Origin of the sequence: Microcystis sp. LE19-10.1B (genome assembly GCF_027530565.1) — a bacterium.
GTDB classification, from domain to species: domain Bacteria; phylum Cyanobacteriota; class Cyanobacteriia; order Cyanobacteriales; family Microcystaceae; genus Microcystis; species Microcystis aeruginosa.
On sequence record NZ_JAPZQM010000471.1, the window covers coordinates 1 to 1,672 of the forward strand.

General features: G+C 44.6%; 1 protein-coding gene and 2 pseudogenes. 2 read left to right on the forward strand and 1 reads right to left on the reverse strand.

Features of this window, described 5'->3' with window-relative positions; translation table 11 throughout:
• Positions 1 to 254 (reverse strand): annotated as a pseudogene (locus tag O9332_RS17050) (Uma2 family endonuclease); the annotation flags it as partial.
• A 253-nt stretch (positions 255 to 507) separates the two neighbouring features.
• Between O9332_RS17050 and O9332_RS17055 the strand changes: the two are divergent.
• Positions 508 to 1,197, forward strand: a complete 690-nt coding sequence (locus O9332_RS17055) for a PEP-CTERM sorting domain-containing protein (RefSeq protein ID WP_288026558.1) — start codon at positions 508 to 510, stop codon at positions 1,195 to 1,197.
• Positions 1,198 to 1,447: 250 nt separating this feature from the next.
• Positions 1,448 to 1,615, forward strand: a pseudogene (locus O9332_RS17060) (30S ribosomal protein S6); the annotation flags it as partial.
• Between the last annotated feature and the right edge of the window lie 57 nt (positions 1,616 to 1,672).

Genomic DNA, 1,672 nt, shown 5'->3' on the forward strand with positions numbered 1-1,672 from the left:
TAGCTGCCGCGCTCACCCGGTGGACGGCCGAAAACTACCATGGCATCGGGAGCTTGACGGGGAGCGGGGGGTACAGTTACCTGCTGGGGATACCAGAGCAAATCTCCAGCGACAAAGACGGTTTGCCCTTTAAATAAATACTTGAGATTGGCAACCAAGCGAACAATCCAGCGATATTGAACTGTGTTGTCGGCCATAGGTTTACCGTCGGAGTCAGGATAGAAAAGTTGGGGTTCGATGGGTGCTTGAACCATGCTTTATCTCTTGCGATCGCATTCTTGCCTAACTTTATTGTATCATCGCAAATCCTTGGTTTGAAACCCTGTCCTTTTAGGACGGCTTTGCCTTAGACCTCCTGCCAAAGTTGTATAAGTAACTTAGAGTATTGTTAAGATTTGATAAATTTAACGGCAAGAGCTTGACATCTACAGACAAAAATGCTACTCTGGCGACTGCAACGCCATTTTTTAGGAGGCATTTAGTTATGGTATTAGCAAAACTGATTGATTGTCGGGGGGGGGTAAGAATAGCTTATCAAAAATAGCTATCGCTTCCTCTGCCATTGCTTTTAGCACTCTAGCAATATCACCAGTTCAAGCTGCTCAGCTAATTATTCCCAACACAACTGTTTTAGGGACTAATGTTTTTTCCGGGCCAACTTTCACGGTTTCTCAAAACTTTCTTCCGTCAGACACCTTAAGTGTTAATGTGTCTGGAACAGTAGATATCTGGGCTGGAACATTGGCTATGAATGCTGCGGGTATTATTACCCAAACAACACAGCCAGGATTCAGTGTGGGACAAACTACCCCGGTGGGTTCCGGGGCAACACGTCCGGGTCAACCCAGTGGTTCTCTACTTATTGGTAATAGCACACTGGGATTTTTTCCTCTATTCTCAGCTAATGCAGCCAATGGTTTAGGCAGTGCCAATCCACCAACAAATTTATCATTATCTGGTGTGCCTTTATCCAGCATATTTACAAATGTAGGCTTTACGGGTATTGCTAATGGCACTGTTCTTCAGTTTCGTATCAACGATATTAATTCTTTTGATAATAGCGGTCAATTTGTCATTACCTCAACCCCTGCCTCGACCCCTGAACCTAGCACAATTTTAGGCTTAGGTTTATTGGGATTTGGTGCTTTCTGCCAGCGCAAACTATCTCAAGGGAAGAAGTCAAAACAGGACAATTGAGTTGAGAACTTTGGGATTTATCCCCCCTTAATCTTCCCTGAATAAGGGGGATATCTGACAGTTTTTAACACCTACCTACTTATAGAAAAATAGGGGTTGGGTTGAGCAATAGCAAGGCCCAACCTGCTATTTTATAATTGTCAAAGGTAGGTCTTTTTCTTTTCTAACTTCTCAACATAAGTCAATGGCCTCTTTGATATTTTGTAGAGCTTCTTCTTGAGTCTCACGAAGTCGTTCAGCAACAAGTCGCCCCATGGAACGGGCCATGGGTTTAAGTGATGAGGTTATTCGTTATTTAACCCTAAAACTCGATCGCGTGGTGGCCCCCCCTGCCGATTTATCTCCCTTAACGGAAATTCCCCCCTCTCCTATCACCGAAGCGGTGGTGGAAGATGACGGTATCTCCGCTGAAGATTAATTATAGTCACAACTGTGTCGGGTCAATGCCCAATTCCCGTAATCGGGCAAAAGCGCG